At 67.6% G+C, this 25,406-nt stretch carries 22 protein-coding genes and 1 pseudogene; 9 read left to right on the forward strand and 14 right to left on the reverse strand.

The window, feature by feature from the left end:
* Positions 1 to 47 precede the first annotated feature (47 nt).
* Positions 48 to 2,915, forward strand: coding sequence for an aminomethyl-transferring glycine dehydrogenase (gene gcvP, locus C9412_RS08415; protein WP_107231195.1), 2,868 nt, complete (start codon positions 48 to 50; stop codon positions 2,913 to 2,915).
* Positions 2,916 to 3,007: 92 nt separating this feature from the next.
* Here the strand turns inward: gcvP and C9412_RS08420 are convergent, their stop codons facing one another.
* The 3 genes from C9412_RS08420 to C9412_RS08430 all read right to left on the reverse strand — a co-directional run bounded on the left by C9412_RS08420 (position 3,008) and on the right by C9412_RS08430 (position 5,692).
* On the reverse strand, positions 3,008 to 3,418 hold the full coding sequence (locus C9412_RS08420; RefSeq protein ID WP_107231196.1) for a VOC family protein: 411 nt from the start codon (positions 3,416 to 3,418) through the stop codon (positions 3,008 to 3,010).
* Between the two features lie 102 nt (positions 3,419 to 3,520).
* A complete protein-coding gene (locus C9412_RS08425) occupies positions 3,521 to 4,888 on the reverse strand; it encodes an amino acid permease (RefSeq protein ID WP_107231197.1) in 1,368 nt (455 codons plus the stop codon).
* 81 nt (positions 4,889 to 4,969) lie between these two features.
* A complete protein-coding gene (locus tag C9412_RS08430; RefSeq protein WP_107231198.1) occupies positions 4,970 to 5,692 on the reverse strand; it encodes an AraC family transcriptional regulator in 723 nt (240 codons plus the stop codon).
* Between the two features lie 115 nt (positions 5,693 to 5,807).
* On the opposite strand from C9412_RS08430, the gene C9412_RS08435 reads away from it, so the two are divergent.
* Together C9412_RS08435 and C9412_RS08440 are read left to right on the forward strand one after the other, a co-directional pair.
* A complete protein-coding gene (locus C9412_RS08435; RefSeq protein ID WP_107231199.1) occupies positions 5,808 to 7,898 on the forward strand; it encodes a catalase in 2,091 nt (696 codons plus the stop codon).
* 22 nt (positions 7,899 to 7,920) lie between these two features.
* Positions 7,921 to 8,121, forward strand: a pseudogene (locus C9412_RS08440) (hypothetical protein); the annotation flags it as partial.
* A gap of 73 nt (positions 8,122 to 8,194) precedes the next feature.
* On the opposite strand, the gene C9412_RS08445 reads toward C9412_RS08440, so the two are convergent.
* The gene (locus tag C9412_RS08445; protein WP_107231201.1) at positions 8,195 to 8,983 is read right to left on the reverse strand and encodes a hypothetical protein; all 789 of its coding nucleotides are present in this window, start codon (positions 8,981 to 8,983) and stop codon (positions 8,195 to 8,197) included.
* A gap of 125 nt (positions 8,984 to 9,108) precedes the next feature.
* Positions 9,109 to 11,235 (reverse strand): methyl-accepting chemotaxis protein, encoded by a 2,127-nt coding sequence (locus tag C9412_RS08450; RefSeq protein WP_107231202.1) that lies wholly within the window; start codon positions 11,233 to 11,235, stop codon positions 9,109 to 9,111.
* Between the two features lie 235 nt (positions 11,236 to 11,470).
* On the opposite strand from C9412_RS08450, the gene C9412_RS08455 reads away from it, so the two are divergent.
* Positions 11,471 to 12,430 carry a L,D-transpeptidase gene (locus tag C9412_RS08455; RefSeq protein ID WP_107231203.1) on the forward strand — a complete coding sequence of 320 codons (960 nt, stop codon included), beginning with the start codon at positions 11,471 to 11,473 and terminating at the stop codon, positions 12,428 to 12,430.
* 4 nt (positions 12,431 to 12,434) lie between these two features.
* The gene (locus C9412_RS08460; RefSeq protein WP_107231204.1) at positions 12,435 to 13,067 is read left to right on the forward strand and encodes a M23 family metallopeptidase; all 633 of its coding nucleotides are present in this window, start codon (positions 12,435 to 12,437) and stop codon (positions 13,065 to 13,067) included.
* A 20-nt stretch (positions 13,068 to 13,087) separates the two neighbouring features.
* On the opposite strand, the gene C9412_RS08465 is transcribed toward C9412_RS08460, so the two are convergent.
* From C9412_RS08465 to hflK, 7 genes are all read right to left on the reverse strand, one after another.
* The gene (locus C9412_RS08465) at positions 13,088 to 13,495 is read right to left on the reverse strand and encodes a hypothetical protein (RefSeq protein ID WP_107231205.1); all 408 of its coding nucleotides are present in this window, start codon (positions 13,493 to 13,495) and stop codon (positions 13,088 to 13,090) included.
* The gene (locus C9412_RS08470) at positions 13,458 to 14,102 is read right to left on the reverse strand and encodes a transcriptional regulator (RefSeq protein ID WP_258190117.1); all 645 of its coding nucleotides are present in this window, start codon (positions 14,100 to 14,102) and stop codon (positions 13,458 to 13,460) included. The genes C9412_RS08465 and C9412_RS08470 overlap by 38 nt, the downstream gene beginning before the upstream one ends.
* 63 nt (positions 14,103 to 14,165) lie before the next feature.
* Positions 14,166 to 14,804 (reverse strand): hypothetical protein, encoded by a 639-nt coding sequence (locus tag C9412_RS08475; protein WP_107231207.1) that lies wholly within the window; start codon positions 14,802 to 14,804, stop codon positions 14,166 to 14,168.
* Positions 14,805 to 14,957: 153 nt separating this feature from the next.
* Positions 14,958 to 16,250, reverse strand: a complete 1,293-nt coding sequence (locus tag C9412_RS08480; protein ID WP_107231208.1) for an adenylosuccinate synthase — start codon at positions 16,248 to 16,250, stop codon at positions 14,958 to 14,960.
* A gap of 378 nt (positions 16,251 to 16,628) precedes the next feature.
* Positions 16,629 to 16,814 carry a DUF2065 family protein gene (locus tag C9412_RS08485; protein ID WP_106468837.1) on the reverse strand — a complete coding sequence of 62 codons (186 nt, stop codon included), beginning with the start codon at positions 16,812 to 16,814 and terminating at the stop codon, positions 16,629 to 16,631.
* A 67-nt stretch (positions 16,815 to 16,881) separates the two neighbouring features.
* Complete coding sequence (locus tag C9412_RS08490; protein ID WP_010482785.1) at positions 16,882 to 17,745, reverse strand: protease modulator HflC; 864 nt, start codon at positions 17,743 to 17,745, stop codon at positions 16,882 to 16,884.
* Positions 17,742 to 18,875 (reverse strand): FtsH protease activity modulator HflK, encoded by a 1,134-nt coding sequence (hflK, locus tag C9412_RS08495; protein WP_107231209.1) that lies wholly within the window; start codon positions 18,873 to 18,875, stop codon positions 17,742 to 17,744. Before hflK ends, C9412_RS08490 begins: the two co-directional genes overlap by 4 nt.
* Before the next feature lie 153 nt (positions 18,876 to 19,028).
* Here hflK and C9412_RS08500 point away from each other — a divergent pair, with 153 nt between their 5' ends.
* Both C9412_RS08500 and pilH read left to right on the forward strand, forming a co-directional pair.
* Complete coding sequence (locus C9412_RS08500) at positions 19,029 to 20,024, forward strand: YhdH/YhfP family quinone oxidoreductase (protein ID WP_107231210.1); 996 nt, start codon at positions 19,029 to 19,031, stop codon at positions 20,022 to 20,024.
* Between the two features lie 88 nt (positions 20,025 to 20,112).
* Complete coding sequence (gene pilH / locus C9412_RS08505) at positions 20,113 to 20,484, forward strand: twitching motility response regulator PilH (RefSeq protein ID WP_005410644.1); 372 nt, start codon at positions 20,113 to 20,115, stop codon at positions 20,482 to 20,484.
* 127 nt (positions 20,485 to 20,611) lie between these two features.
* On the opposite strand, the gene C9412_RS08510 is transcribed toward pilH, so the two are convergent.
* The gene (locus C9412_RS08510) at positions 20,612 to 21,499 is read right to left on the reverse strand and encodes a DnaJ C-terminal domain-containing protein (protein WP_107231211.1); all 888 of its coding nucleotides are present in this window, start codon (positions 21,497 to 21,499) and stop codon (positions 20,612 to 20,614) included.
* A 261-nt stretch (positions 21,500 to 21,760) separates the two neighbouring features.
* Here C9412_RS08510 and C9412_RS08515 point away from each other — a divergent pair, with 261 nt between their 5' ends.
* On the forward strand, positions 21,761 to 22,243 hold the full coding sequence (locus C9412_RS08515) for a peroxiredoxin (protein WP_107231212.1): 483 nt from the start codon (positions 21,761 to 21,763) through the stop codon (positions 22,241 to 22,243).
* 29 nt (positions 22,244 to 22,272) lie between these two features.
* Positions 22,273 to 22,848 carry a ferritin-like domain-containing protein gene (locus tag C9412_RS08520; protein ID WP_107231213.1) on the forward strand — a complete coding sequence of 192 codons (576 nt, stop codon included), beginning with the start codon at positions 22,273 to 22,275 and terminating at the stop codon, positions 22,846 to 22,848.
* A 134-nt stretch (positions 22,849 to 22,982) separates the two neighbouring features.
* On the opposite strand, the gene pbpC is transcribed toward C9412_RS08520, so the two are convergent.
* Entirely contained in the window at positions 22,983 to 25,364 is a 2,382-nt protein-coding gene (pbpC, locus tag C9412_RS08525; RefSeq protein ID WP_107231214.1) for a penicillin-binding protein 1C, read from the reverse strand.
* Positions 25,365 to 25,406 lie beyond the last annotated feature (42 nt).

The raw sequence follows: 25,406 nt of genomic DNA on the forward strand, positions 1-25,406 counted from the left end.
GGCGGCTTGTGCCCGTGCGTGTGCCCTTTCCTGACGGATCCTTCGCCATGTCCCAGAACACCCCTTCCCTGCGTGAGCTCGAGCATCATTCCGCGTTCGTCGAGCGCCACATCGGCCCCAACGATGCCGAGATCGCGCAGATGCTCGACGTCGTCGGCCACGCGTCGCTGGATGCGATGACCGATGCCATCGTGCCGGCCAAGATCAAGTCGCCGGCGCCACTGGCACTGCCGCAGTCGATGACCGAAGTGCAGGCACTGGCGAAGATCCGTGCGATCGCCGACAAGAACACCGTGCTGCGCAGCTTCATCGGCCAGGGCTACTACGGTACCCACACGCCGAACGTGATCCTGCGCAACATCCTGGAAAACCCGGCCTGGTACACCGCCTACACCCCGTACCAGGCGGAAATCTCGCAGGGCCGCATGGAAGCGCTGATCAACTTCCAGACCCTGTGCGCCGACCTGACCGGCATGGAGATCGCCAACGCCTCGCTGCTGGACGAAGCCACCGCCGCCGCCGAAGCGATGACCCTGGCCAAGCGTTCGGCCAAGTCGAAGTCGGACACCTTCTTCGTGCACGACGCCGTGCACCCGCAGACCCTGGAACTGCTGCGCACGCGCGCCGAGCCGATGGGCATCGTGCTGCGCGTCGGCACTCCGGCCGAAGCGCTGGAAGCGGAAGCGTTCGGCCTGCTGCTGCAGTACCCGGACACCTTCGGCCAGGTCGGCGACTACAAGGCGCTGGTTGATGCCGTGCACGCACGCGGCGGCCTGGTGGCCGTGGCCACCGACCTGCTGGCGCTGACCCTGCTGGCCGCCCCGGGCGAATGGGGTGCGGACATCGTAGTCGGCAACAGCCAGCGTTTCGGCGTGCCGTTCGGCTTCGGTGGCCCGCACGCCGCCTTCATGGCCTGCCGTGACGCCTACAAGCGCTCGATGCCGGGCCGCCTGATCGGCGTGTCGATCGACGCGCAGGGCAACCCGGCCTACCGCCTGACCCTGCAGACCCGCGAGCAGCACATCCGCCGCGAGAAGGCCACCTCCAACATCTGCACCGCGCAGGTGCTGCTGGCGGTGATGGCCTCGATGTATGCCGTCTACCACGGCCCGGACGGCCTGACCCGCATCGCCCGCCGCACCCACCGCCTGGCCTCGATCCTGGCCACGGCGCTGCGCAATGCCGGCGTGCAGGTCGGTGGCGACTTCTTCGACACCCTGCACATCACCGGCGTGCATGCCGATGAGATCCATGCCAAGGCGCGCGCCGCCGGCTACAACCTGCGCGCGATCGACAGCGACTCGGTCGGCATCAGCCTGGACGAAACCACCACCCGCGCCGACGTGGTTGCGCTGGCTGCGGTGTTCGGTGCCCAGGCTGACGTCGACGCGCTCGATGCCAGCACCGCCGATGCACTGCCGGCCGGCCTGCTGCGCCAGTCCGCGTTCCTGACCCACCCGGTGTTCAACACCCACCACAGCGAGCACGAACTGCTGCGCTATCTGCGTTCGCTGGCCGACAAGGACCTGGCGATGGACCGCACGATGATCCCGCTGGGTTCGTGCACCATGAAGCTCAACGCCACCGCCGAGATGATCCCGGTGACCTGGCCGGAGTTCTCGCAGATCCATCCGCTGGTGCCGGCCGACCAGGCGCTGGGCTACAAGGAACTGATCGATACGCTGGAAGCGATGCTGGTCGAATGCACCGGCTACGACGCGGTGAGCCTGCAGCCGAACTCCGGCGCGCAGGGCGAGTACGCCGGCCTGCTGGCGATCCGCGCCTACCACCGCTCGCGCGGCGAAGGCCACCGCGATATCTGCCTGATTCCGGATTCGGCGCACGGCACCAACCCGGCTTCGGCACAGATGTGCGGCATGAAGGTGGTGGTCACCAAGACCGATGCCAACGGCAACGTCGATGTCGAAGACATCCGCGTCAACGCCGAGAAGTACAGCGACCGTCTGGCCGCGATCATGATCACCTACCCGTCCACGCACGGCGTGTTCGAGGAAGAAGTGGTCGAGATCTGCGAGATCATCCACCAGCACGGCGGCCAGGTGTACACCGACGGCGCCAACATGAACGCCCTGGTCGGCGTGGCCAAGCCGGGCAAGTGGGGTTCGGACGTTTCGCACCTGAACCTGCACAAGACCTTCTGCATTCCGCATGGCGGCGGCGGCCCGGGCGTCGGCCCGTGCGCGGTCAAGGAGCACCTGGCACCGTTCCTGCCGGGCAAGCTGGGTGACAACGGCCCGGTCGGCATGGTCAGCGCGGCCAGCTTCGGCAGCGCCTCGATCCTGCCGATCAGCTGGATGTACATCGCCATGATGGGCAGCGAAGGCCTGCGCAAGGCCACCCAGGTCGCGCAGCTCAATGCCAACTACATCGCCAAGCGCCTGGCCCCGCACTTCAAGACCCTGTACACCGGCCGCAACGGTCTGGTCGCGCATGAGTGCATCCTGGACGTGCGCCCGCTGGAGAAGACCAGCGGCATCGGCGCCGAAGACGTGGCCAAGCGCCTGATCGACTTCGGCTTCCACGCCCCGACCCTGAGCTTCCCGGTGGCCGGCACGCTGATGGTCGAGCCGACCGAGAGCGAATCGCTGCACGAGCTGGACCGCTTCATCGACGCGATGATCCAGATCCGCGAGGAAATCAGCGCGATCGAAGACGGCCGCCTGGACCGCGAGGACAACCCGCTGAAGAACGCGCCGCACACTGCCACCGCAGTGACCGCCAGCGAGTGGACCCACGCCTACCCGCGCGAACTGGCCGCCTTCCCGCTGGCCAGCCTGAAGCAGAGCAAGTACTGGCCGCCGGTGGCACGTGTGGACAACGTCTACGGCGACAAGAACGTGATGTGCGCCTGCATCCCGGTCGATGCCTACAAGGATGATGAAGTCGAGGCGTAATCCTTCGACCCGTCGGAAATGAAAACGGCCCGCGCGAGCGGGCCGTTTTCATAAGGGCGTGTGGACCAAGGTCCACACCCACAAAAAATCGATCACGGGTCCGGCATCTGTCCCAGGCTCAGCTGCCACGACACGCCGTAGCGGTCCTGCACCCAGCCATAGCGGTTGCTGAAATCGTAGTCGCCCACCGGCATCAGCCAGTGCCCGCCCTCGCCCAGCACGCGCGCGGCGCGTTCGAACTGTTCGGCGCCGGAGCACTCGACGAACAATGAGATCGACGGGCTGAAAGTGAAGTCGTGCACATCCAGGCTGTCGAAGCACAGGTAGTGGGTGCCACCGAGCAGGAAGATCGCCTGGCGCACCTGCCCGGGCACGCCGGCACCGGGCCCCTCCGGGTGGCGTTGCAGGGCCAGCAGGCGGAAATCGGCAAAGGCCTCGGCGTACAGGGCCAGAGCGGCCTCGGCCTGGCCGGTGAACATCAGGAACGGACGGCTGCGCAGCATGCGGTACTCCCGGTCGACGGGCCGATGACGGCCTACGCGATCAGCATCGCACGGCCGATGTGCAGCCCCCGTGGTAGTGCCGGCCGCTGGCCGGCAGCCTCGTCACGCCTCGCGCATGCGCCGGGCGATGGCGCTGCCCGCAGCGATCGTGGCGGTCAGCGCCACCATCGACAGGAACTGCAGGCGGGTGTGGGCCTCGCTCAGCAGCAGGCCGAAGATCAGCGCCAGGATGCCCAGCGCGCACACCGTCAGCCACGGGAAGCCGGCCATGCGGAACGGCAGGCGGGTGCCCAGGCGGTCGGCACGGCGGCGCAGCACCAGCTGCGAGACCAGCGACAGCGTCCACACCAGCAGGCAGGTGGAACCGACGATGTTGAGCAGGACCGGCAGCACCCGGTCCGGGAACAGCAGTTCCATCACGGTGGCGGCGAAACCGAACAGCACGCTGGCCAGCACGGCAATCACCGGCACCTGGCGCGGATCGGTCCAGCCCAGCACCGCCGGTGCTTCGCGGCGCTGCGCCAGCGAATACATCATGCGCGAAGCGCCGTAGAGGTTGGCGTTGAGCGCCGACAGCAGCGCGATCACCGCAATCAGTGTGATGGCGGTACCGGCGCCCGGGATGCGGGCGATATCCAGCACGGCGGCGAACGGCGACTTCAGCGCCTCGCTGGTCCACGGCACCACCGCGATGATCACGCTCAGCGAGCCGATGTAGAACACCAGGATGCGCCAGGCCACAGTGCGGATGGCACGGGCGATGCTGCGTTCGGGGTCTTCGGTTTCGGCCGCCGCCACCGCCACGATCTCGGTGCCGCCGAAGGCGAACACCACCACCAGCAGCGCCGCGCCGATACCGGCCAGGCCCTTCGGCGCGAAACCGCCGTGTTCGGTGAAGTTGCTCAGGCCCGGTGAGGTGACCTGCGGCAGCCAGCCCATCAGCAGCGCCACGCCGATGGCAATGAAGGCCAGGATCGCCACCACCTTGAGGATGGCGAACCAGAATTCGAACTCGCCGAAGTTCTTCACCCCGAGCAGGTTGATGGCGGTGAAGAACAGCATGAAGGCCAGCGCCGCCATCGGCACCGGTATGGCCGGCCAGACGGTGGCCAGCAGCCCGGCCGCCCCCACCGCCTCGGCGGCGATCACGATCACCAGCTGCACCCACCACAACCAGCCGACGGTGGCGCCCGCAGTGGCGCCCATGGCATCGGCGGCATACACCGAGAACGCGCCGCTGGTGGGTTTGGCCGCCGCCATCTCGCCCAGGGCGTTCATCACGATGATCACCAGCGCGCCGGCGACCAGGTAGGAGACCAATACCGCCGGACCGGCCGCCTGCACCCCCACGCCCGAGCCGAGGAACAGGCCGGCGCCGATGGCGCTGCCCAGCCCCATCATGATCAGCTGGCGCGGCTTGAGCGAATGCCCGAGGCGGGACGGTGAAGCGGTCGGAGTCGAATTGGGCATCGGCGGGGCTGGCGGCGGCTACAGGGGCGACACCTTACCCTGTCCCGCGCCTGCACGGATAGGCGCAGCGCAGCAGGTGGCTCAGGCCAGCGCAGGCTCGCCGACGTTGCCACCGATACGGGCCCGGTAGGCGCGCGGCGAGAAACCGGTTTCAGCCTTGAACTTGCGGGTGAAGGCGCTCTGGTCGCTGAAACCGCAGGCCTGGCCGATGCAGGCGATGCTGTCGTCGCCATGCAGCAGGTGCATGGCCATCTGGATCCGCAGCCGGGTCAGCACCTGCTGCGGGGTCATCTGGAATACCTTGCGGAAGCTGCGCTCCAGCTTGGACAGCGAAAAGCCGGTGATGTCCAGCAGGGTCTGCATGCGCACGTTCTCGGCGTAGTGCGCGTTGAGATGGGCCAGAGCCAGCCGCAGCTGCTCGTACTGGCTGCCCAGGCTGTCCTTCTGGCCGAGGTCGCGGGAAATGCCGATCAGGCCCTCGATGGCCCCATCGACCACCAGCGGACGCTTGCAGGTCAGGCACCAGCCCGGTTCGCGGTTGGCGAACAGATGCAGTTCCATCAGGTTCTCGATGACCTCGCCGGACAGCACGCGGGCGTCCTGGTCCACGTAGTCCGCGCTCAACCCGGTCGGGTAGATCTCCGCCGCGGTACGCCCGATCACGTCCTTGCGCGCGCGCAGGCCCAGCCGCCGCAGCATGGTCTGGTTGACGTGGGTGTAACGCCCCTGGCGGTCCTTCATGAAGAACAGCACGTCCGGGATGGCGTCGAACAGGGCTTCGATGTCGGTGGGCTCGACTCGCATGCGGCAAGCATACCCGAGCCTGCTTTTGCCCGTACGTTCACCCGTGGCGGACCCGGGGTTAACGGCCATGGGGCGACTGTCAGTCCTTCTTTGTCCTTCGATCCCGGAGCTCCCGATGGCCGCCAGCAAGCCGACCGGCAAGCGCGCACCCACCCCGTCCCCCAGCCAGCGCCGCGGCGAAGGCGACGAACTGCACCTGCACGCCGGCGGCACGCACCCGCCCATGACCACCGCCCAGGGCATCCCGGTTGCTGACAACCAGAACTCGCTGCGCCAGGGGCCACGCGGCCCCACCCTGCTGGAAGATTTCATCCTGCGCGAGAAGATCACCCACTTCGACCATGAGCGCATTCCCGAGCGCATCGTGCACGCGCGCGGCAGCGCCGCCCATGGCTACTTCCAGTTGACCCGGTCGCTGGGCAAGTACACCCGCGCCCGCGTGCTCACCGAGGTGGGCACGAAGACGCCGGTGTTCACACGCTTTTCCACCGTGGCCGGCGGCGCCGGCTCGGTCGACACCCCGCGCGACGTGCGCGGCTTCGCAGTGAAGTTCTACACGCCGGAAGGCAACTGGGACCTGGTGGGCAACAACATCCCGGTGTTCTTCATCCAGGATGCGATGAAGTTCCCGGACCTGGTACATGCGGTGAAGATGGAACCGGACCGCGCGTTCCCGCAGGCGGCCAGCGCCCATGACACGTTCTGGGACTTCATCTCGCTGATGCCCGAGTCGATGCACATGATCATGTGGGCAATGAGCGACCGCGCCATTCCCCGCTCGCTGCGCATGATCGAAGGCTTCGGCGTGCACAGCTTCCGCCTGTTGAACGAGGCCGGCGATTCGACGTTCGTCAAATTCCACTGGCGCCCGACGCTGGGCATCCAGTCCACGGTCTGGGACGAGGCGCTGAAACTGCAGGCGGCCGACAATGATTTCCACCGCCGCGACCTGTTCGAGGCGATCCAGCGCGGCGACTTCCCCGAATGGGAACTGGCGGTGCAGTTGTTCACCGAAGCCGAGGCCGAGGCCTTCCCCTTCGACCATCTGGACCCGACCAAGATCATTCCCGAATCACTGGTGCCCTTGCAGGTGATCGGGAAGATGGTGCTGGACCGTTGGCCGGACAACTTCTTCGCCGAAACCGAACAGGTGGCGTTCTGCCCGGCCAATGTGCCGCCGGGCATCGACTTCAGCAACGACCCGCTGCTGCAGGTGCGGCTGTTCTCCTACCTGGACACGCAGCTGATCCGCCTGGGCGGACCGAACTTCCACCAGATTCCGGTCAATGCCCCCCGCTGCCCCTTCGCCAACCACCAGCGCGACGGGCACATGCAGATGCAGGTGCCCAAGGGGCGCGTGGCCTACGACCCCAGTTCGCTGGAAGACGACAGCCCGCGCGAGACGCCGGCGGGGTTCCGCAGCCACCCCAGCGCCGACGATGGACGCAAGGGACGCACGCGTGCGGAGAGCTTCGCCGACCACTACAGCCAGGCGCGCGCGTTCTTCCGCAGCCTGGAAAAGCCTGAGCAGGCGCACCTCGCCTCGGCGCTGGTGTTCGAGTTGTCGAAAGTGGAAACGCTGAAGGTGCGCGTGCGTACCGTCAGCCACCTGCGCAACATCGACGAGGCGCTGGCCCAGCGCGTGGCCGACGGCCTGGCGCTGGCCGCGTTGCCCGAGCCTGCGCCGACCGCGGTGCCGGCGCGTGACCTGCCGGCCGTGCCCGAAGTGCGGGTGATCGGCCGCAGCAGGGACACGCTGCAGGGCCGTTGCATCGGCATCCTGTTCGACGAGGGTTCGGACGCAGGTGTGCTTGCCGCCCTGCAGAAAGCCGCGCGCAAAGCCGGCGCCGAGGTGAAGCTGGTCGCGCCCAAGGTCGGTGGGGCCACGCTCAGCAACGGCAAGGCACAGGCCGCCGATGGCCAACTGGCAGGCACGCCGTCGGTGGTGTTCGATGCGGTGGCCGTGGTGCTCGGTGCAGACGCAGCCAAGGCACTGGCCAAGGACGCGGCGGCGGTCGAGTTCGTCAGCCATGCCTGGGCGCATCTGAAAGCCATTGCCAGCGATGCGGGCGGCCAGTCGCTGTTGAAGGCCGCACGCGTGGGCAACGATGCCGGCATCGTGGAGGCCGAGGACACCAGGGCGTTCCTCACCGCCGCCGCGACCCGCCAATGGGCGCGCGAACCCAAACTGCGCCTGCTGGCCTGATTGAAACAACAGGAGAACCGCCATGCCCCGTGGTGACAAATCCGCCTACACCGACAAGCAGAAGCGCCAGGCCGAGCATATCGAGGACAGCGAGCGTGCGCGCGGTGCGAGTGAAAGCACAGCCGAGCGCATCGCCTGGGCGACCGTCAACAAGCAGGATGGCGGTGGCAAGCGCAGTGGCAGTGGGCGCAAGGCGGTGAAGAAGAAGGCAGCGCAGAAGGCCACACGAACCCGCACACGCGCAGGGTGATCACTGTGTGGTGGTGTCTGTGCTGTGCAACGGCGCAACGGCACCGTCAACGGCCTGCGCCGCTCTTTGCCACCACTGGCGGCACGCTTGCCGCCTGCAACGTGCGCACCGCTGCGATCGGAATGGCCTCGGCACGCCGCTGCTGCGGCCACCAGACGAACAGGAAAGCGCTGCTGGAGCCCAGAAGGCGGGCACTGCCCGGCAGCGGCGCCGGGTCGCCGTTGAGTTGCAGGCGGATCACCTCGCCCTTGCCATGACTTCGGATCTGCTGCCCGCGCACCTGCACGTAGTTGGCCGCGCCGATGGCCATGAAAGCGGCCACGGCCAGGGTCATCGCCGTCAGGGGCCGCAGCCCGATGCCCTCCCAGCTGGTCAGGAACGAACGCCGCAGCAGCACCCGCCAGATCCAGCTGCGTCCACGCAGCTGCTCCAGCTTGGCGGCATTGCGCATGCGCAGCGTTTCCGGCCAGCTCGCCACCAGCACCACCAGCAGCCCCAGCGCCAGCAGCAGCACATAGGCGGGGTCGCGGATACCGGCAACCAGGAAATCGCTGGGCTGCATGTAGTCCAGGATCGACAGCTCGAACCCGCGGTAGAACCAGAAGCTGGACCACAGTCCCAGTGCTGACACCAGCAGATAGGCCACGCTGAACAGCAGCGCAGGTTCGCGGCGCATGCGGCGCACCATCTGCATCACTGCCGAATCATCATCGCCGCCGGTCAGCGGCAGCATCGACCAGTCGGTCGGTCCTTCCGGTGGCGCGACAGCGGCCACCTCCATGCCCTGCACCCTCGGCACGTCGCCATAGGTGCCTTCCGGTTCCCTGCTGTCCATATCGCCCCCTTTTCCGGCGAGCATCGCCGAAAAAGGGGGCGTGCGGTAGAGTCGAGCTCGCTCGACTGCTCTCGATCCATGTACCAAGGCCGTCGAGCAAGCTCGACGCTACCGTTGCCTACCGGTCAGGCCGCGCGCGCTACTGCGGCGCGGGCAGCAGCGCCCTGCTCCAGCTGAAACACCGACACCGAGGTGGTCAGCGCATGCGCCTGCTCTTCCAGCGCGCGGCTGGCGGCGGTGGCTTCTTCCACCAGCGCAGCGTTCTGCTGGGTCACCTGATCCATCTGCACCACCACCTGGTTGACCTGCTCGATGCCAGCCGCCTGCTCCTTGCTGGCTGCGGCGATATCGCTCATCAGCTGGGTGGTGCGCGAACTGGCCTGGGCCACGCGGGCGATCGCCGCTTCGGATTCAACGGTCACCGCCAGGCCACTTTTCACCTTCGCAGCGGCGTCTTCGATCAATTCCTTGATCTCCTTGGCGGCCACACCGGCACGCTGTGCGAGCGTGCGCACTTCGCTGGCAACCACGGCGAAGCCACGGCCCTGCTCACCGGCACGTGCGGCCTCCACTGCGGCGTTCAGCGCCAGGATGTTGGTCTGGAACGCGATGCCGTCGATCACCGTGGAGATCTCCGAGATGCGTGCCGAGGACTGGTCGATCTCACCCATCACCGACGCCATCTGTGCCATCGCCTGCTCGGTTTCGCGCACCGCGGCACCGGCCGCATGCGCTTCGCTGTCAGCCTGGCGGGCCAGCTCGGCATTCTGGCGCACGGTGGAGGTCAGCTCTTCCATCGATGCAGCCGCTTCTTCCAGATTGGCGGCCTGCTGCTCGGTGCGGCGCGACAGGTCATTGTTGCCGGCGGCCAATTCCTGCGCCGCGTTGTTGATGCTGTCGGCGGCCACCTGGATGCCACGCACGATACCGGTCAGCTGTGCGGTGGTGGTGTTGGCATCATCGCGCATGCGCGCGAACACGCCCTCGTAGTCGCCGTCCATGCGTGCGGTCAGGTCGCCATGCGAAATCGCGCGCAGCACGTCGGAGACATCGGCGATGCTGGCCTGCGAACTGGCCATCATGCCGTTGAGGTGCTCGACCATCGCCTTGAACTGGAACTGGAACGCAGCGGCATCGCCACGCATGCTGAAATCACCGGCACGCGCGGCGCGGGCCAGTTCATCGATCTGCGCGTTGATCGCCATCAGGCTCTGCTTCACCGCGGCCAGGGTGCGGGTCAGCGCGCCCTTCTCACCCGGGTACTCCGGCAGGTCGCGACTGAGATCACCGATGGCGTAGCGCTGCATCACCTCGGCCATCAGCAGCTCCACCTGCACGTGCGATTCGACCAGGCTGTTGGTGGCCTGCACCATGCGCCCGAAGTCACCGGGGAAGGCGCTGGCATCCATGCGGTAGCGGATCGCGCCGGCCTCGTGCTGTTCGGCCATCTGCAGCTGCGCGCCGATCGCCGCCTGCACGCTCTGCCGCACGCTGGCCATCGCCTCGCCCAGCTGGGTCAGTTCGTCACGCCCGCCCAGGCGGAATTCCTGGTCCAGCTGGCCCTTGGACAGCCGCTCGGCCAGATTCACCGCGCGTGCCAGCGGGCCGGTCAGGCTGCGCCCGATCATCACCGAGGCTGCGATGCCGAGCAGCAGCGCAACACCGCCCAGCACCAGCAGCTGCAGCAGGCTGCGCTCGCCCAGACGGATCGCCTCGGCGGCGGCAGTACGGCTTTCCTTCTCTTCGAAGTCCACGCCATCGGACAGCGCCTTGTTCCAGCCATTGGCCGCCTCCTGCACCGGGCCCAGGGTCAGTGCCACCGCGCCCGGATAGTCGCCCTGCTCCATCAGGTCGCTGGTCTGCTTGTTGAGCGGGCGTGCGATGGCACGCTTGGCGGCAATGGTTTCAGCGAACGCCTTGCCTTCGGCATCGCTGGGCAACGCCTGGTAGGCACTCCAGCTGGCTTCGTAGCGCTTGACCAGGTCGGCGATGCGCTGCTCGTCGTGGCCGCGGTCTTCGCCCTGGCGGATCAGCATCTCGCGGCGCACCACCATCATCTGGTTGTTGGCATCGAGCATCTGCGACAGCAGCCGCACCTTGGCCACGCTGACATCGACCACCTGCTGCATCGCACGCTTCTGCACCACGCTGGCGGTGGCGCCGGTGGCCACCACGGCGGCAACCAGCAGCAGCAACAGGCCAAAGCCCAGCCCAAGACGCCAGGCAACCCTGACATTCCTCAAGAAATTCATCGGTACATCCAAAACGGGGGGATGCGCCCGTATCGGCCGGCCCACCGGCATTCTTGATCGGCCACACGCACACCCGTCGGCAGCCGTTCACCTTGGTGAGGCCGCGCGCCGCGCTTCTGCGACAAGGGCCTGCCCCGCGCAGGGGCGGACCTGCTCATGCCGGCATCAGGTTGCTTTCACGGGGGCTGCGCAGCCACTGCGGGCAGGGTGGAGCAGCCATCTGCCGGAGACCTCCATGCGCGTACACCGCCCCGCCCTGCTCGCCTTGTCCCTGCTGGTCTCGCCCGCCTTCGCGCAGGTGCCGCCGCCGGCCCCGTTGCCGGAGCCCATTGCCGAGAAGGCCGGACCCGATACCGCAGCGCGCTCACCGTTGCACGCCCAGGTGCTGCTGGATCGCGCCAATTTCTCCCCCGGCGAGATCGACGGTGAAGTCGGCAGCAACCAGCGCCGCGCCGTGGCCGGCTTCCAGGCCGCCCACGGCCTGACGGTCAGCGGAGAGCTGGACGACAGCACCTGGAAGGCCCTGCAGGCCGATACGGTCGTGCCACTGGCCAGCTACACGCTGACCGCCGAGGACGTGGCCGGGCCGTTCGTCGCCGTTCCGAAGACGCCCGCTGCGCAGGCAAAGCTGAAGGCGCTGGGCTACAGCAGCGTGGAGGAATCACTGGGCGAGCGCTTCCATGCCTCGCCTGCGCTGCTGAAGGCACTCAATCCTGGCATCGATCTGGCCAAGGCCGGCAATCGCATCCAGGTGCCCAACATCGCAGCGGCGGCCTTGCCGAAGGCGGCGAAGATCGTGGTCGACAAATCCGATTCCACCCTGCAGTTGCTGGATGCGCAGGGCAAGGTGATCGCACAGGTTCCGGTGTCGTCCGGCAGCCAGCACGATCCGCTGCCGATCGGTGACTGGAAGATTCTCGGCGTGTATCGCGACCCGCCGTTCCACTACAACCCCAAGCTGTTCTGGGATGCGCGCAAGGGCGACAGGAAGGCCACACTGCCGCCCGGTCCAAACAATCCGGTCGGCCGGGTCTGGATCGATCTGTCCAAGCCCCACTATGGCCTGCACGGAACGCCGGTGCCCAGCCATGTCGGCAAGACCGAATCGCATGGCTGCGTACGCATGACCAACTGGGACGCGCTGCGCGTGGCCGATGCGGTGGATACCTCCGTCCCCGTGCTGATGCAGGAGTGAGCCGATGCGTCTTTCGCAGCTGATCGTGCTGGGCGTGCTGCTGGGTGTGGGGATGGGCTGGTGGCTGCGCCGCGATGCCGCTGAACCCACGGCGGCGCCCACGCCTGCAACGCCGTCCACCGAGATGACAGCGCAGGCTCTGGAAGCGGCCACCGCGCGAGCACCGGCGCCGGCGCCGAAGCCGACCAGCGTCGACGCGGCAGCGGACAGACTGCTGTTGCCGGTGCAGGGCGTGCTGCCCTCGCAGCTGCGCGACACCTTCAGCGATGCCCGCAGCGAAGGACGCGTGCATGATGCGATCGACATCATGGCCGATGCCGGAACGCCGGTGCTGGCCGCGGCCGACGGCACGGTGGAGAAACTGTTCGACAGCAAGCGCGGTGGGCTGACGATCTACCAGTTCGAGCCCAGCGGACGCTGGTGCTACTACTACGCGCACCTGCAGCGCTATGCCGATGGCCTGGCCGAAAAGCAGGTGATCAGGCGCGGCGAGGTGATCGGTTATGTAGGCAGCACCGGCAACGCCAGCGCTGAGGCCCCGCACCTGCATTTCGAAGTGCACGTGCTGGGGCCGGAGAAGCAGTGGTGGAAGGGGGAATCGATCAATCCGTACCCGCTGTTGCAACCAGGGCGCTAGCTCGTCTGCACGCGCTCCATTCAGAGGGCGGAAGCAATGCGCACCGCTTCGCAGGCGGCGATAAGGTCTTCTACCAGGCGCCCGCTCACATCCAGTTCGCCCTCGTACTCGGCGAGATTGCGCTGCTGATGGCATTTGTCGAGCACACGCCATACGTCCGGGCCGACGCCCAAGGTGTGCTTGAGCGACTGGAACACGATGTAGCGGTTGCTGGGTCGGAATCCCTGCGCACGAAGCGCGGCCAGGCTCAATGCGTGCGCGGCGTTGTAGGCAAGATCGAACCGGCTCTCCAGCGAGAGCGTGGCATTACGCGCGTCGCGCAGGCGCGCCAGACCGGAGCGCTGCAGCCCCTCGATCTCGCTCGCTTCGGCAGGTTCGACGGTGAGCGGTTTACCCGGCCCGACCAGGTTCTGCAACGGTGAGGTCATCCATTCCTCCAATCACCCATACCTTGGGCTGTTCCAGTACTCGCCGCAGGAAAGCATTGCCCTTGCGCAGGCGATCCTTCAGTTCGTCATGCGTGTACAGCGTCGGATTCACCGGCCGCCCCAGCTGACCCTCGAGAGGATCCAGCGCGGCCATCAACTCAGCATAGCCCAGCGTATCGGACACCAGCATCAGATCGATGTCGCTATGTGCGCTGTCGGTGCGCTTGGCCACCGAGCCGTAGACGAAGGCGAAGCTGATCTTGTCCCGCAAGGGCTGCAACGCCTCGCGCAGCGGCTGGGCCAGGCCGATGGTCTTGTGCACCAGCGCCACCAGTTCGGCATGGATGGGGGAACCGGCAAATGCCCGATAGCGCTTCTGGTTACCGACTTTTCGTTGCTCCACCAGGCCACTTGCGACCAGCTTGGCCACTTCCCGCTGCACGGCGCCAGAGCCGGCACCGCTGCCACTGATCAGTTCGGAGATGCTGAAATCTCGACGGTCCTGGCCGAACAGCAGCGCCAGCACACGCTGCTGGGTCTGGGTGAACAGCGCGTCGGCCAGGCCGATGGCACGGGTGGAAGATGAACTGGCAACAGGGCTACCCATACTGGGCATTATTGTGCCCATATTGGGTATTCTGCAAGTGGCTTCGCCAGGCGTGGCCTGGCGCTACCCGGCGGGGATACGGCGCTGCCAACGGCGCAGGGCGATGCTGGCCACCGCCAGCCCGACACCGAATACCAGAAGCAACATCGCCACCGGCTGCCAGAAGAAAAACGGCCACAGCCAGACATAATCCAGGTCGGTCAGCTTCAGCAGATCCAGCGGTGGCTGCAACTCGATGGTGGCCGCACGACCCGCCAGCGCCGGGGCCACCTCGAGCACGGTCACCTGCAATGAGGACCGTCCGCGCGGCAGTGCATCGCCGCGGCCATAGCCAAAGTAGAACGCGGTAAGGCCGCTGGACTCAACCGATGCCAGCGCGCGATTGATGCCCTGCCCGGCCACGCCCGAACGCGTACCGGCGCGGAAGTCCGCACGATCGGTGGGGGTTTCGATACGCAGCAGCACCTCGGGGTCTTCCAGGCTGCCGTCGTCGGCATAGCGCAAACGAAGACGCAGACGGTCGTCCATGAAGCGGTAGACCGTGAGCTCGGCCGTGGCGCCCGGACTCAGCGGCAACGATATCGTCTGCGTACGCGAGGCTAGAGTGTTGGCAGCGGCGCCCAGCGCCAGCACCACGCAGGCAATACCCCACAGGCTCCACAGCACCCACAGGGTGATGCGCACCACAGTCTCGCCTTTCACGCTGACATCCGGGTCATCACGTCGCTTCCGTCCTGGCGGTGTCGACACAGTAACGAAAAAGCCCCGCTTTCGCGGGGCTTCTTCTTTCAGCGACGCCGGGCAGCGCCCGGCGCTACCGGTTGGTCGCGACGCCGGGCATGGCCCGGCGCTACCTCAGGCGAACGGGTCCTGCAGGACCATGGTGTGGTCGCGGTCCGGGCCGGTGGAGACGATGCTGATCGGGCAGCCGGCCAGCTCCTCCAGCGAACGCAGGTAGGCGCGTGCGGCCGGCGGCAGCTCGTCCCACTGGGTGATGCCGTGGGTGTTCTCGCTCCAGCCCGGGAACTCCAGGTACACCGGGGTGCAGTCTTCCCAGCCCTGCGCGTCCAGCGGCGCGTACTCGGTGCGCTTGCCGTTGTATTCGTAGGCGATGCAGACCTTCAGCTTTTCCATGCCATCGAGCACGTCCAGCTTGGTGATGCACAGGCCGCTGATGCCGTTGATGGCCACGGCGCGCTTCAGCGCCACGATATCCATCCAGCCGCAACGACGCGGGCGACCGGTCGAGGCACCGTACTCGGCGCCGCGGTCACGGATGCCCTGGCCGATTTCGTCGTCCAGTTCGGTCGGGAACGGGCCGCCGCCGACGCGGGTCGCGTAGGCCTTGGCAATACCCAGCACGTAGTCGATCGAATCGGCGCCGACGCCGGAACCGGCCAGCGCGCCACCGACGGTGGTGTTGGAGCTGGTGACGTACGGGTAGGTGCCGTGGTCGATGTCCAGCAGCGCACCCTGCGCGCCTTCGAACAGCACGCGCTTACCCTGCTTGCGCAGGTCGTGCAGGATGCCGGCCACGTCGGACTTCATCGGCTGCACGTATTCGCCGAAGGCCAGTGCTTCGTCGAAGGTCTTCTGGAAGTCGACCGCATCGGTGTTGAGGTATTTTGTCAGCACGAAGTTGTGGTAATCCAGCGCGGTGCGCAGGAGTTCTTCCAGCTGCTTCGGGTAATGCAGGTCGGCGATGCGGATGCCGCGGCGCGCCACCTTGTCTTCGTAGGCCGGGCCGATGCCACGGCCGGTGGTGCCGATCGCCTTGCCGCCGGCAGCGCGCTCGCGCGCCTGGTCCAAGGCGATGTGGTACGGCATGATCAGCGGCGCAGCCGGGGAGATCTTCAGGCGCGAACGCACTTCCACGCCGGAGGCTTCCAGCTCGGCGATTTCCTTCTGCAGTGCGGCCGGCGAGATCACAACGCCGTTGCCGATCAGGCACAGCGCATCGTCACGCAGGATGCCCGACGGGATCAGGTGCAGAACGGTCTTCTTGCCGTTGATGACCAGCGTGTGGCCGGCATTGTGGCCGCCCTGGAAGCGCACGACGGCGCCGATTTCCTCAGTGAGCAGGTCGACGATCTTGCCCTTGCCTTCATCGCCCCACTGGGCACCCAACACTACGACAGACTGACCCATGACGGGCTCCTCGATTTGTTGCGGCCATCGGGGCCGCGGACGGGTAAACCGTGGCGGGGCTGGCCAGCACCTGCAAGGCGGCTCCAAACGGGGAGCGGCCGGCGATGGATGGCCCAGACACGGAAAAAGCCGAACGGGGAGGCCCGTCCGGCTTTTGTGCATTATCCGGGTTTCCGGGGTCGGGTGCCACCTTTCCGACGGGCGGCTTCACCGGCCGGTCAGCCGCCCGAAACGGGGTCAGATCCCTTTCCTGCGGAAAGGGATCTGACCCCGGCTCGTGATCCGGTAGTGCCGGCCGCTGGCCGGCAATGCCAACCAAGGTTGGCATCTACCAGAGCCGGGCCACGCATGTGAACGCAGGCCGCCGCGCCGGGGCGTCTAGTGGCGGGCCCACCACAGCAGGCTCAGGCCAGCCAGCAGCACCAGCCCGCCGAAGCTGCGCAGGGCCGGGCTGGGCAGATCCAGCAGGCGCTCGGCCATGCGTTTCCAGGCGATCGGCGCAACAAACAGGAACAGGCCTTCCAGCACCGCCACCAGGCAGACGGCAGCGAACAGATCTTTCATGGGGGACTCCGGAAAAAACACGGGGCCCGGCATCTGGCCGGGCCCCGTGGGGTAATGCCCTGCGACCTCAGCGGTCGTTCTTCAGGTACTGCAGGAACGGGTCGTTCTTGTCCAGCACGATCACCCCGTTGCCGTCGGTCATGGAGCCACGGTAGGCCTCCAGGCTGCGGTAGAACGCATAGAACGACGGGTCGGCCGAGCCGGCCTTGCCGTAGATGCGGGCGGCATCGGCATCGCCTTCACCGCGCAGGCGCTGCGCATCACGCTCGGCTTCGGCGATCAGCACGGTGCTGTCACGGTCGGCCTGGGCGCGGATGGTCAGCGACTGCTCCTCGCCCTCCGCACGCAGCTTGGCGGCTTCCTGCTTGCGCTGGGCGCGCATGCGCTCGTACACGTCGTTGATCACCTGGCTGTCGGTCGGCAGGTCCACCTGCTTGATGCGCAGGTCGATCATCTGCATGCCCAGCCCGGCCACCGCTTCGTTGATCCCCTTCAGCTGCTCGGCGATCAGCTCGCTGCGGTCGCCGGACACCAGCTGCTGCAGGGTGCGCGAGTTGATCTGGTTGCGCAGCGAGTCGGTGATGATCGGTGCCAGGCGGGCATTGGCGATGCGCGGATCGCCGCCGGTGGCACGGAAGTAGTCACCCACGTTGGAGATGTAGCCGATGGCGAAGAAGTCGACGCTGACGTCCTTCTGCTCGGCGGTGAAGTAGCGCGCCGGGGCGGTATCGAGCACCTGGAAACGGCGGTCGAAGACCTTCACCGTTTCCACCACCGGCACCTTGAAGTGCAGGCCCGGCTTGATGTCCGAACGCACCACCTTGCCCAGGTTGAGCACCATGGCGGTCTGGTCCTCACGGACCACGTACACCGAGCCGAGCAGGCCCAGCACCACCGCCACGATCACGGCGATCCAGATTGGACTCTTCATCGGCTGCCCTCCTCACGGCCGCTCGGTCGCCCGGTCGGGCGGCCCACCGGCCGGCCCGGATCACGGGACTGTTCCACCGCTGCGCCCGGCAGCGACGGCATCACCACCTCCGGGTTGGTCACCCCCGGCGGGGCCGACGTGGCCGGACGGGTATCGCCGGTCATCGGCACGTAGATCAGCTGGCGGCCATCGCCACCGATCACCTTGCGGTTCTCGCTCAGCACCTGCTGCACGGTCTCCAGCCACAGGCGCTTGCGGGTCACTTCCGGGGCGTCCTTGTACTGGGCCTGCAACAGGCTGAAGCGCTGCGCGTCACCCTCGGCCTTGGACACCACGGCCTGCTTGTAGCCTTCGGCGGTGGTACGGGCACGCGAGGCCTGGCCTCGGGCTTCCGGCACGACCTTGGCGGCGTAGGCCTGGGCTTCGTTGATCAGGCGTTCCTTGACCTGCTGGGCGCCGTTGACCTCGTCGAAGGCCGGCTTCACTTCTTCCGGCGGACGGGCGTCCTGCAGGGTCAGGCCGGTCACGGTCAGGCCGGTCTTGAACGCCTTCAGCAGCGCCTGCAGGCGCTCCTCGGCGGCCGCGGCCAGCGGGCCACGGTTGTTCAGTACGGCATTGAGGTCGGCGCGACCGACTTCCTCGCGCACCGCGCTCTGCGCCGACTGTTCCAGCACCTGGTTGGCATCCACGGTGCCGAACAGATACTGCTGCGGATCATCGATGCGGTACTGGACGTTCAGCGAGACGTTGACGATGTTCTCGTCGCGGGTCAGCACCGGCACCTGGATCGAGAAGGTCTTGATCTCGGTGGCGTTGACCTTGGTAACCGATTCGATCGGCCACGGCAGCTTGAAGTTCGGTCCGGGCTGCAGGATGCGCGAGAACTGGCCGAAGCGCAGCACCACGCCACGCTGCTGTTCGCCGATCAGCTGGAAGCTGGAGAACAGCACCAGCAGCACCACGGCCGCCACCACCCAACGCACGATGCCGCCGTCGAACAGATCCTTCAGCGGCCCGGGCAGACCGCCCCAGCCACCACCATTGCCACCGCCGCGGGAGCCGAACGGCCCGCGTCGATTGTCCTCGGGGCCTTGTCCGCCCTTGTTGCCGCCGGGTGTATTCCAGGCCATGCACGCTCCATCAAGATTTGGGCTGCGGCGCGGGCCCTTCCCGCACCACCAGCCGTGAAACCATTACCGATCATACAAGATGGGGCGGATCGGCAGGATCGAAAGGGGCCCGACGGGGTAAGGTGGCGTTTTCCTCGAAGTCAGGCAGCGCCGATGGTCCCCACCGCCCCGTTCACCGCCTTCCGCATCGAAAACGACGACGCCGGCTACCGCAGCGGCCTGGCCCAGCTCAATGTCGACGATCTCAACCCGGGGCAGGTGCTGATCCGCGCGCAGTGGTCTTCGGTCAATTACAAGGACGCGCTGGCCGGTACCGGCAAGGGCAGGATCCTGCGCCGCTTTCCGCTGGTGGGGGGCATCGACGTGGCCGGTACCGTGGTTGCCAGCACCGACCCGGCCTGGCGTGAAGGCGACGCGGTGCTGGCCACCGGCTGCGGCCTCAGCGAGACCCGCGATGGCGGCTACAGCCAGTACGTGCGGCTGGAATCGAGCGCGGTGATCGCACAGCCGGCCGGGCTGAGCCCGCGCGAGGCGATGGTGCTGGGTACCGCCGGCTTCACTGCGGCGCTGGCCCTGCTGCGCATGCAGGACAACCGGCAGACCCCGGAACTGGGCCCGCTGGCGGTCACCGGCGCCAGCGGCGGCGTCGGTGCGCTGGCCCTGTCGATCTTCAGCCGTGCCGGCTACACGGTGCATGCGGTCAGCGGCAAGCCCGACCAGGCCGACTTCCTGCGCGCCATCGGTGCCGCCGAGGTGCTGCCGCGCGAAGCGCTGGCCGATACCGGTCCGCTGCAGTCGGCGCGTTTCAGCGGTGGCCTGGACAATGCCGGCGGCGACATGCTGGCCAGCCTGCTGGCGCAGACCGTGCCCTACGGCAGCGTGGTCAGTGCCGGCCTGGCCGCCAGCCCGAAGCTGGACATGACGGTGATGCCGTTCATCCTGCGCGGCGTGTCGCTGCTGGGTGTGTCCTCGGCCAACGCGCCGCGCGGACTGCGCGAAGAAGTCTGGGCGCGGTTGGGCAACGAATGGAAGCCGCAGCACCTGCAGCGCATCTGCACCGCCGAAGTCGGCCTGGATGGCCTGCCGGCCGTCTTCGAGCGGATGCTGGCTGGCGGTTCGCTGGGCCGTACCGTGGTGCGGATCGACTGAACGTCGCAGGCAGGCGACGGACGGCACACGCGCCCCTCCCGCCGGTAATGTGCCCGCACTACACTGCGGGCATTACCTGGGGAACAACATGGCACGCATTCTGATCGTCGACGACTCACCGTCGCAGCTGTTGGGGATACAGCGCATCGTCGAGAAGCTCGGGCACCAGATCCTGACCGCCACCGATGGCGCCGCCGGGGTCGAGACCGCCAAGGCCGAGCTGCCCGACCTGGTCCTGATGGACGTGGTGATGCCCAACCTCAACGGCTTCCAGGCCACCCGCACGCTGGCCCGCGACGAGGCGACCCGCCACATCCCGGTAATCCTGGTGACCACCAAGGACCAGGACACCGACCGCATGTGGGGCATGCGCCAGGGCGCCAAGGCCTACATCACCAAGCCGTTCTCGGAAGACGAACTGTCCGAGGTGCTGGAGCGCGTGTTCGCCGGCCAGGGCTGAGGCTGCCCCGGTAGGTGCCAACCTTGGTTGGCACGCTTTTGCTCTGCCGGCCAGCGGCCGGCACTACCGCAGGACGTGCTCAGATCGTCTCGCCGACGGCGCACGCCGCCGGCGCTCCTCCGGCCTGTCAGATTGACTCGCCGAACGCCTTGGCCAGGTTGCGGTAGGCCTTCTTCTGCGCCTCGTCGGTCGCCGCCGGAGCCACGATCTCGAGTTCAACGATCTGGTCGCCGTCCGGGCTGCCCGGCAGGCCGCGCCCGCGCAGGCGCAGCTTGCGACCGGCATCGGAATCGGCCGGGATCTTCAGCTCCACCGCCCCGCCCAGGGTCGGCACGCTGATGCTGGTACCCAGCGCCGCCTGCCAAGGTGTGACCGGCAGTGTGTAGAGGATGTTGCGGCCGTCGACCTCGAACTGCGGGTGCGCGGCGTACTCCACTTCCAGCAGCAGATTGCCGCCGTGGTTGCCCTGCCCGGCCAGCCGGATCACCTGGCCCGGGCGGATGCCCTTGGGCACGCGCACGTCCAGCTGCTTGCCGTTGACGGTGATGCGCAGGCTGTCGCCGCTGTAGGCCGCCTCCAGCGGTACCGACAGCTTGGCGCGGGTATCGCGGTTGGGCGCATGGCCCTGGCTGCTGAAGCCCGGACCCGGGCCGGCACCGCCGCGCTGGCGGGCGAACAGGCTCTCGAAGAAGTCGCTGAAGCCGCCATTGGCGCCACCGCCGCCGAACACTTCCTCGAAGTTGAAGCCGCCGGCACCGCCGTAGTTCGGCGGCACGTTGAACTCCTCGCCCGGACGATAGCCCTGTGCGCGCAACTGGTCGTAGGCCGCGCGCTTCTCCGGGTCACGCAGTGCCTCGTAGGCCTCGTTGACCGCCTTGAACTTGTCTTCGGCCCCGGCCTCCTTGCTGACGTCCGGGTGGTATTTGCGTGCCAGCCGGCGGTAGGCGGTCTTGATCTCCGCCTCGCCCGCGCTCGGTTCCACCCCCAGGGTGGCGTAGTAATCCTTGAATTCCATCCAGCTACCTCGATTCGCTTCGGCCGCGCCGGTGGCGCCGCCCCGGGTTCATTCTACGCGCCGGCGATGCTACGCCGCCCCTCGTGCGGCCCCGGTGAGGCCGACTGATCCTGCGCAATGCGGCGGCCATCGTCCGGCCCCAGACTGTAGCTGGATGCCTGCGCCGCAAAGCCTGAAGATGGGGCCTGCACACCGGGTTTCCAATGTCTTGACGCCCCTGTCCCATCCGGCCCCCTAGCCTGCCCCTGCAAGGAGTTCCCCATGACCATCCACGTCGGCGACCGCATTCCGGAAGTGACCCTCAAGCGCATCCGCGAGGGCATCGAAACGCTCGATACGCATTCGCTGTTCGATGCGAGCAAGGTGGTGCTGTTCGCCGTGCCCGGTGCGTTCACCCCCACCTGCTCGGCGCGCCACCTGCCCGGCTTCGTCGAAAAATTCCAGGACTTCCGCCAGCGCGGCATCGACGTCTATTGCATGGCCGTCAACGATCCGTTCGTGATGAAGGCCTGGGCCGCCGAACAGAACGTGCCCGACGGCCTGCTGATGCTGTCCGACGGAAACGCCGAACTGACCCGCGCGCTCGGCCTGGAACTCGACGCCAGCGCCTCGGGCATGGGCATCCGCTCGCGCCGCTTCGCCCTGTACGTGGTCGATGGCGTGGTGCGCGCGGCGTGGGTCGAACAGCCCGGCCAGTTCGAAGTGTCTTCGGCCGAGTACGTGCTGGAGCACCTGCCTACCTGATTGTCCACCGCAAGAGGAAACGGCCAGCCATGTCCAGCAAGCCAGCCAAAGCCCCCAAGCCCGCCGCGAAGATTCCCGGCATCAGCGACCGCAAGACCCTGCGCGAGCGTGCCCGGCGCAACATCGAGGACGGCGCGATCACCGACAGCTACAGCGCCGACCGCAAGGTGGTGATCAAGCTGCTCAACGACGCCCTGGCCACCGAGTACGTCTGCGTGCTGCGCTACTACCGGCACTACTTCATGGCCAAGGGCATGCTGGCCGACGCGGTGAAAGCCGAGTTCCTGGAGCATGCACAGCAGGAACAGGCACACGCCGGCAAGCTGGCCGAGCGCATCGTCCAGCTCGGTGGCGAACCCGATTTCAACCCCGATACGCTGACCGCGCGCTCGCATGCCGAGTACAAGGAAGGCAGCGACCTGCGCGACATGGTCCGCGAGAACCTGGTGGCCGAGCGCATCGCCATCGACAGCTATCGGGAGATGATCAACGTCATCGGCGACCGCGATACCACCACCAAGCGCATCCTTGAGGAAATCCTGGCGCAGGAAGAGGAACACGCCGACGAGTTCGCCGACCTGCTGGATGGGTGGATCGGGGAGTGACGGCCTGGCGCTCCCTGTAGAGCCGAGCCCATGCTCGGCTGCTCCTGCGACGTGCGTGCAGCGGTCAGCCGAGCATGGGCTCGGCTCTACAACAGCGTGGCAAACATACGGGACGTGCCAACCAAGGTTGGCACCTACCGGAGGACGGTGAAGCGCACCTGCGTCCACGCGCCATCGGCGGCCAGCGCGGTCAGGGTGTGCGTGCCGGGATCGGCGAACTCGCGCTGCATCAACTGCGCGCCCTGCGTCTGCGCGATCCAGCGGCCATCCAGCAGCCAGTCCACCGCCTGCTCGCTGCCCAGCGCGCGCAGCTGCAGGCGCACGCCATGCTCGGCGTTGGGCGCGCGTGCCAATGCGGCGCCGTCGTTGAGCCCATCGATGTGCAGTGCGACGCTGGCTTCGCGGCCATCGTCACGGCAGTCCGGCGACAACGGCGGCAGCTGCGAGGCCTCACGTGTGGCCTTGGGCAGCCACGGCGACAGCAACGCCGGCCAGCGCGCGATCTCGCGCGCCACTTCCTCATGCGGCAGGCGGCAATCGGCCGACACCCGCAGTCCGCTGCGGGCATCGGCCAGATAGCGTTGCCGGCCCGGCTGCCAGCGCCGCGCCTCGCGCTCGGGGAACGTTGGCGGTGCGGCGCCATCAAGCAGGTAGGCCGGCATCCTGCGCTGGCAGAGCGCAGTCGGCAGGCCCTCGGCACGCTCGCCGGTTGGCCAGCAGATGTCTTCCTGGCTGACGCTGGTCGGCATCGGCGCAGCCGCCGAGTCACCACGCTGGCGCGGCAGGCTGTCCACCACCTCGAACATCAGCGGCAGCGCAGTGACCGCGCCGTACTGTCCCGGCAACGGCGTGCCATCCGGGCGCCCCACCCACACCCCCACCGTGTAGTGGCGGGTGCTGCCGATCGCCCAGGCATCGCGGTAGCCGTAGCTGGTGCCGGTCTTCCAGGCCACGCGCGGTCGCCCGCCGACGTCGAAGGTGCCGACGCCGTAGCCCGGCCGCGGATTCGACTCCAGCATCTCGCGCACGATCCAGCTGGCGCCGGGCGAGGCCAATCGCCGCTCGATCATCGGTTCGTCATCGGTGTAACGCACGCGGCCGGCGATGCCGTTGCGGTTGAGCGCGGCGAACGCGCCGACCAGATCTTCCAGCCGCGCGCCGGTACCGCCCAGTATCAACGACAGGTTGGGCGAACTGCCCGGCGGAAAGCGCAGCTGGATGCCGGCATGCGACAGGCGCGCGGCAAAGCGCGCCGCACCGACCCGCTGCAGCAGATCCACCGAGGGCACGTTGAGTGACAGCCGCAGCGCACTGGAGGCGCCCACCGGTCCGTTGAATGCCATGTCGAAATTGCCGGGCCGGTAGCTGCCGAAACTCTGCGGCGCATCCACCAGCAGGCTTTCCGAATGGATCAGCCCATCATCGAGCGCCATCGCATACAGGAACGGCTTGAGCGTGGAGCCGGGCGAACGCCAGGCCTGCACCATGTCGACGTGACCCAGCCGCTGGCGGTCGCCGAACGCCAGCGTGCCGACGTAGGCACGTGCCTGCAGGGTCTGGTTGTCGACCACCAGCAGCGCCGCCGAGGTACGCTCGGGCAGTGTGGAGAAGTAACTGGCCACGCGCTCTTCCAGCGTGCGCTGCAGGCCGATGTCGATGCTGCTCTGGATGCGCGCCTGGCCCGGATGCGCCGAATGCAGGCGCTGCGCCAGCAGCGCGGCATGCAGCGGCGGCCGCAGCGAGCGTGCCACCACGTTCTCGATGCGCGCGTCGTCCACCTCTTCCGGCGTCCACGCGCCCAGTTCGGCCATGCGGGTCAGCACCTTGTCGCGCGCCTTCTGCGCCGCTTCCGGGTGACGATCCGGGCGCAGCCGGCTCGGTGCCTGCGGCAGCACCGCCAGCAACGCGGCCTCGGCGTGCGACAGCTGCGCCGCCGGCTTGCCCAGGTAGGCCCAGCTGGCCGCTTCCACGCCTTCGATGGTGCCACCGTAGGGCGCGCGCTCCAGGTACAGGGCCAGGATCTGCGGCTTGCTCAGGTGCACTTCCAGCTGCACCGCGCGCAGCATCTGCTTGAGCTTGCCCCACGGTGTGCGCGTATGCGGGTCGAGGATGCGCGCCACCTGCATGGTCAGGGTCGAGCCACCGGACACGATGCGGCCGCCGCGCAGCAGCTGACCGCTGGCCCGCAGGATCGCCAGCGGGTTGATGCCCGGGTGGTTCCAGAACCAGCGGTCTTCGTAGGTCAGCAGCGCCTGCAGATACAGCGGCGAAACGCTGTCGATCGAGGCCGGATAGCGCCACACACCCTCGGCATCGGCGAACGCGCGCAGCGGCGTGCCGTCGGCGGCCACCACCAGGGTGCTGGTGTCGCGCTGCTTCGGCAGCGGTGGCGGGAAGGCGAAATCCAGCACCAGCAGCAGCGCCAGCAGCGCTGCGGTGCCCCAGCGCAGCCACGGCCACAGCGGCTGCAGCCGGCGGCGCAGGGCCGCCAGCCGGGTCTTCATTGCGTCTTTCATTGCGTAGTGCCCGCAGGACGGGCCGCGCCGTCGCGGCCCATC

Origin of the sequence: Stenotrophomonas sp. Nf1 (assembly GCF_003028475.1) — a bacterium.
Lineage (GTDB): Bacteria > Pseudomonadota > Gammaproteobacteria > Xanthomonadales > Xanthomonadaceae > Stenotrophomonas.